This is a genomic window from Asanoa sp. NPDC050611 (genome assembly GCF_040654855.1).
GTDB lineage: Bacteria > Actinomycetota > Actinomycetes > Mycobacteriales > Micromonosporaceae > Asanoa.
Genome location: NZ_JBFAIU010000440.1, coordinates 1 through 5278 on the forward strand (window position 1 = coordinate 1; position 5278 = coordinate 5278).

At 71.4% G+C, this 5278-nt stretch carries 6 protein-coding genes; 3 read left to right on the forward strand and 3 right to left on the reverse strand.

The features are described from left to right. A partial coding sequence (locus AB0H87_RS37505; protein WP_360157136.1) for an NAD(P)H-binding protein occupies window positions 1-596 on the reverse strand: 596 nt, incomplete at its 3' end. A gap of 98 nt (window positions 597-694) precedes the next feature. Between AB0H87_RS37505 and AB0H87_RS37510 the strand changes: the two genes are divergently transcribed. Further along, on the forward strand, window positions 695-1069 hold the full coding sequence (locus AB0H87_RS37510; protein ID WP_360157139.1) for a helix-turn-helix domain-containing protein: 375 nt from the start codon (window positions 695-697) through the stop codon (window positions 1067-1069). Here the strand turns inward: AB0H87_RS37510 and AB0H87_RS37515 are convergent. Then, window positions 1066-1566 (reverse strand): universal stress protein, encoded by a 501-nt coding sequence (locus AB0H87_RS37515; protein WP_360157142.1) that lies wholly within the window; start codon window positions 1564-1566, stop codon window positions 1066-1068. The two genes, AB0H87_RS37510 and AB0H87_RS37515, sit on opposite strands and share 4 nt — an antisense overlap. Before the next feature lie 186 nt (window positions 1567-1752). Between AB0H87_RS37515 and AB0H87_RS37520 the strand changes: the two genes are divergently transcribed. Then, window positions 1753-2346: a helix-turn-helix domain-containing protein gene (locus AB0H87_RS37520; RefSeq protein ID WP_360157145.1), complete on the forward strand. Its 594-nt coding sequence runs from the start codon at window positions 1753-1755 to the stop codon at window positions 2344-2346. 47 nt (window positions 2347-2393) lie between these two features. Continuing rightward, complete coding sequence (locus AB0H87_RS37525; RefSeq protein ID WP_360157148.1) at window positions 2394-3692, forward strand: ArsB/NhaD family transporter; 1299 nt, start codon at window positions 2394-2396, stop codon at window positions 3690-3692. A 1-nt stretch (window position 3693) separates the two neighbouring features. Here AB0H87_RS37525 and AB0H87_RS37530 read toward each other — a convergent pair whose 3' ends face one another. Next, window positions 3694-5046, reverse strand: a complete 1353-nt coding sequence (locus AB0H87_RS37530) for a hypothetical protein (protein ID WP_360157151.1) — start codon at window positions 5044-5046, stop codon at window positions 3694-3696. Window positions 5047-5278 lie beyond the last annotated feature (232 nt).

The following is a 5278-nucleotide window of genomic DNA, read 5'->3' on the forward strand; positions in this document are numbered from 1 at the left end:
GCGAGCCGGGCGAACGCGAGCCCGACGCGGATGTCGAGGTAGCGCCGGAACTGCTGGCGGAGCGGCGACCGCGTGGCAAGCGCGACGACGGGGTGGCTCTCCGGGTCGACCGCGTTGGCGACCGTGCCGCGCGCGATGATCCCGGCCACGTCGCCGGTGTACATCTCCGAGTACCAGTTGTTGCGCAGGAAGGTGTACGGCAGCCCGGCCGCGACGATCGCGGCCTCGGTCACGCGGTGGTCGTCGGCCAGCGCGAACCAGGCGTCCGGGCCACCGAACACGCCGGTGTACGCGAGCTGGGCCACCCCGGCGGCGGCCGCGGCGTCGATCACGGCCTGGTGCTGCGGCCCGCGCCGGCCGGCCTCGCTGGCGGAGATGAGCAGCACCCGGTCACCGGCGGCGAAGGCGCCGTCGAAGGTCGACGGCTCGTCGTAGTCGGCGACGTGCAGGCGCACGCCGAGCGCGGCCAGGTCGGCGCCCTTCTCCGCGCTCCGCACGACGGCGGTGATCCCTTCGGCCGGCACGCCGCGGGCGAGCAGATCCGCGATGACCAGCCGGCCGAGCTGACCGTTGGCGCCGGTGATGACGAGGCTCATGAGTCAAGAGTTCCTTTTGTCCGAACGACGGGGCGCCGCTAACGCTACGTCGCATACCCTCCTGGCCGTAAGTACCCACCTTGAAGTAAGGTACGGACATGGCCGTAAGTGAGATCCAGGCGCCCGACGTCAACCGGGTCGACTGCCCGTCCCGTCCGGTCCTGGAGCACGTCACCAGCCGCTGGGGCGTGCTCGTCCTGGCCGAGCTGCGGGACCGCTCACACCGGTTCAGCGAGCTGCGCCGGGCGATCGGCGGCGTGAGCGAGAAGATGCTCGCGCAGACCCTGCAGACGTTGGAGCGCGACGGTTTCGTCCACCGCGACGCGAAGCCGGTCATCCCGCCGCGGGTCGACTACTCCCTGACCCCGATGGGGCGGGAGGTGGCCGAGCAGATCTGGACGCTGACGCGCTGGGTCGAGGCCAACCTCGATGGGGTTTTCGAGGCGCGCGAGGCGTACGACAAGGCGCGTTAAGGGACGACGACGACCGGCCAGTGGCCCAGCCGGACCAGGCGGGTGGCGATCGAGCCGACGAACTTGTGCCCGGCCTGCGCGCTCGCGCCGACGAAGACGAAGTCGGCCTTGATCGCGTCGGCGACGGCGGCCAGCTCCGAGAACGCGTCGCCGCGGCGGGTGACCAGCGTGACCGGCACCCCGTACTCCTCCGCGGCCCGGTGCGCCTCCCGCTTGAGGTCGGCGGCGACCTCCTCGAACGCCTCCTGCTGCGCGTAGCCGACCTGCGGCGCGAGCGAGGCGAGCAGGCCCGGCGCGGCCACGAAGACCATGGTCAGGCCGCAGCCCTGGCGCCGGGCGACCCCGAACGCCGACGCGGCCGCGCGCAGCGAGGTCTCGGTGCCGTCGACACCGACCATGACGACGCGCGGGCCGTCGGTGCCACGCTCGAACTTCATCGGTCGTACGGCCGGACCGTAGTGCTCCTCGTCCGGGTGCCGCGCCACCGAGGTGCCCATCCGCCTCGATCCTTTCGGGGTCACCGTTGGCCTGCGAGGTATCGATGCCCTCGCTTCCCATCCTTGCCGCTGCCCGCGCACGCTGCCATACGTGAGCCGACCGCGCGTTCAGCTTGCCATCGAATTTCCTAGTGTGCAAAGTTGCCCATTGAGCAATACGTGGGATCCCGCGATATCGTGCAAGGCGTGGAGACGGCGACGGCGGAGACACAGACCCTTCGCGAGCGGAAGAAGGCGGCGACCGCCGACGCTCTCCATCGCGCGGCGATGGAGCTGGCGATCGAGCGGGGGCTGACCGAGGTCACGGTGGAGGCGATCGTCGAGGCCGCGGAGGTGTCCCGGCGCACGTTCTCCAACTACTTCGCCAACAAGGAGGACGCCCTCCTGCACGGCGAGCGGGAGCGGCTCAACCAGTTCCTGCAGGCGCTGGGCGCGCGGCCCACGACCGAGCCGGCGTGGCTGGCGATCCGGGCCAGCAGCCGGGCCCTGTTCGACGAGTCCGGCGAGCCCGACCCCGAATGGGTCGCGCAGAGCCGCCTCATCCGCCGCCACCCGTCGCTGGTCGGCCAGCAGTTCGCCCGCCACGCGGCGTTCGAGGAGGACGTCGCCGGCGAGCTCACCCGCCGCGGCGCCGACGCGATGCGCGCCCGGCTGATGGCGGCGGCCTTCACCGCGAGCCTGCGGGTCGGCACGGACGTCTGGCTCGAACGGCGCGGCGAGGGCTCGCTCAGTGACGAGATCGACCGCATGCTCGCCACGATGGGCGAGCGCTTCGACTGACGCGACGCCTTCCGGCGGCGGCCGGCCCCGGCTAGGGTCCCGGTGGCATGAGCACGACCGCCTGGCTCGCTGTCGCGGTCTTCGCGGTGGCGTACGCGCTGATCGCCACGGAGAAGGTCCACCGCGTGGCCGCCGCGCTCGGTGGCGCGGTGCTGATGCTGCTCATCGGCGCGACGTCCGCGGACCACGCCTTCTTCTCCGCCGACGCCGGCATCGACTGGCACGTGATCTTCCTGCTGCTCGGCATGATGCTGATCGTCGCGGTCCTGCGCCGCACGGGTGTCTTCGAGTACGTCGCGATCTGGGCGGCCAAACGGGCGCGCGGCCGCCCGTACCGCCTGATGGTGATCCTGGTCGGAGTGACCGCCTTCGCGTCGGCGTTCCTCGACAACGTGACCACGGTCCTGCTGATCGCGCCGGTGACGTTCCTGGTCTGCGACCGGCTGGCGGTGCCGGTCGCCCCGTTCCTCATCGTGGAGGCGCTGGCGTCGAACGTCGGCGGGACGTCCACACTGGTCGGTGACCCGCCGAACATCATCATCGGCAGCCGGGCCGGACTGTCCTACAACGACTTCCTGGTGCACCTGACGCCGATCGTGGTCCTCCTGGTGGTCGCGTTGATGCTGCTGTGCCGGTGGCTGTTCCGGTCGGCGTTCCGCCACGACCCGGACCGGGCGGCGTCGGTCATGGCGCTGCGGGAGCGGGACGCGATCCGCGACGTGCGCCTGCTGGTGGTCTCCCTGCTGGTCCTGGCCGTCGTGACGGTGGCGTTCGCCCTGCAGACGGTGCTGCGCCTGGAGCCGTCGGTCATCGCGATGGTCGGCGGCCTGGTCCTGCTGGCACTGTCCCGCCTGGACCCCACCGAGGTGGCCGGGGACGTGGAATGGCCGACGCTGGTCTTCTTCGCGGGCCTGTTCGTGATGGTCGGCGCCCTGGTCTCGACGGGCGTGGTGGCCCGGATCGCGGACGCCGCCTCCGACGCGGTGGAGGGCCGCCTGCTCCTCGCGTCGATGGTGCTGCTGTGGGGTTCGGCGGTGCTGTCAGCGGTCGTGGACAACATCCCGTACGTCGCGACGATGAGCCCGGTGGTCGCGGAACTGGTCCGCGCCGACTACGGCGGCCAGGACCCGCAGGTCCTCTGGTGGTCGCTGGCCCTGGGCGCGGACCTGGGCGGCAACGCGACGGCGATCGGCGCGTCGGCCAACGTGGTGGTGCTGGGCTTGGCCGAACGCGCCGGGCGCCCGATCTCCTTCTGGCAGTTCACGAAGTACGGCCTGATCGTCACCGCGATAACCGTGGCGCTGTGCACGCCGTACCTCTGGTTGCGCTACTTCGTGTTCGCGTGAGTCACGGGCAGGCGGGGAACAGGCGGCGGGTGCCGGTGGTGTAGGCCGCCTTGTCGCTGAAGCGGCAGCCGTAGTCCGGGGCCGCCACCGACCTGCGGTCCACGCGGTCGCCCGCCGGCCTGCGGTCGTGGCGCACCCAGTTCACCAGGTCGTCCCACGCCGTGCCGACCTCGGTCGGGCTGAACTCGCAGTGTTCCGTCGCCCGGACCGCGCGCTGCACCAGCAGCCGGTCCCGGCCGTGCCGGGAGACGTCCGCCTGGTACTGCTGCTCGTTGACGAACGGCACGAACAGGTCGCCCAGGGTGTGCAGCGACAGGACCGGGACCCGCGGGCGGCCCTCGATCTTCGGGACCTGCGTCAGCCGGTTCGAGACCCGTTCGCGCAGCGACTCCGGCGCCACCCGACGGACCACGCGGTTCACGTTCACCGGTGTGTTCGGCGAGTAGCGCGTGAACAGGTTCGTCGAGATCAGGCCCGGGTCCTGGGCCGGTGTGGATGACGACTCGGCCGGGGCGCCCAGGCCGAACAGGAAGTCCTTCCAGTACGCGAACGACGCCGCCGCGCCCGGGCGGGGGCCGCCCGACTGGTTGACCGTGATGTCGCGGAACTGCCGGCCCAGCGCGTTCGACGGCTCCGGTGCCACCGGCGAGAGACCGACGAGTCCCAGCTTCTGCTGCACCGCCGGCACGACCGTGGTCAGGTAGTCGGGTCCGGCCGGGTACGTCGTGACCCCGCTGAGCGCCTCCGCGGTCAGCTGGTAGTCGAGGAAGTAGTCGATCAGGCGCTGGTCGCCCATCACCCCGCACATCGGCAGGGCGCCGTCGTAGAGGCCCGGGTACTCCTCCAGCGACCGCCCGATGATGTAGCCGCCCATCGACACGCCCGCGATGTACGTCCGGTGTGGACGGCGGACCGTCTTGCCGAACAGGCCGGCCAGCTCCTGGGTGCTGACCACGCCGGCGCGGATGTCGAAACCGTTTCCCGTGTACGAGGACGCCGCCCACGCGTACCCCTGGGAGAGCAGTTTCTGGCGCATGCCGTAGGCGGGCGGGTCGACGGTCAGCACCGTGCCCTGGCCGCGGTAGCCGTGCGCCCACATCACCAGGTCGCCGTTCCAGCGCGGCGGCACCTCGATGATGTACGCCGCGTGCCGGTAGGTGCCCTGTCGTACGGTGGACGCGGCACCGTCCACGGTGGCCGGTGTCAGCGGCGGGTTGACGATCGTGTAGCCGGGCAGGGGTTGGTCGCCGGGTGTGCCCCGGTCGGCGCTCGCAGCCGTCGTCGGAAGGGTGGTCACGGCGGTGACGGCGGCCACCGTGCACACCAGGACGCGGAACAGGAGGGTACGGCGCATCGATGCGCTCCTCCCAGAGGGGGCAGGGGAGATCGACGTTAGGCACCGCGTGTGACGGGTGTCAATACTGCACTGGCAGTGCGAAAACCTGGTCCGGCCACGGCGCGCGGCGGCCCGGCCTATGGTTGAGGCGGCATGTTGCTAGGGAGGCGCCCGGAACGGGCAGTTTTCGACCAGTTGCTGGATGCGGTCCGCGCGGGGGAGAGCCGGGCGCTGGTGGTCCGGGGCGAGC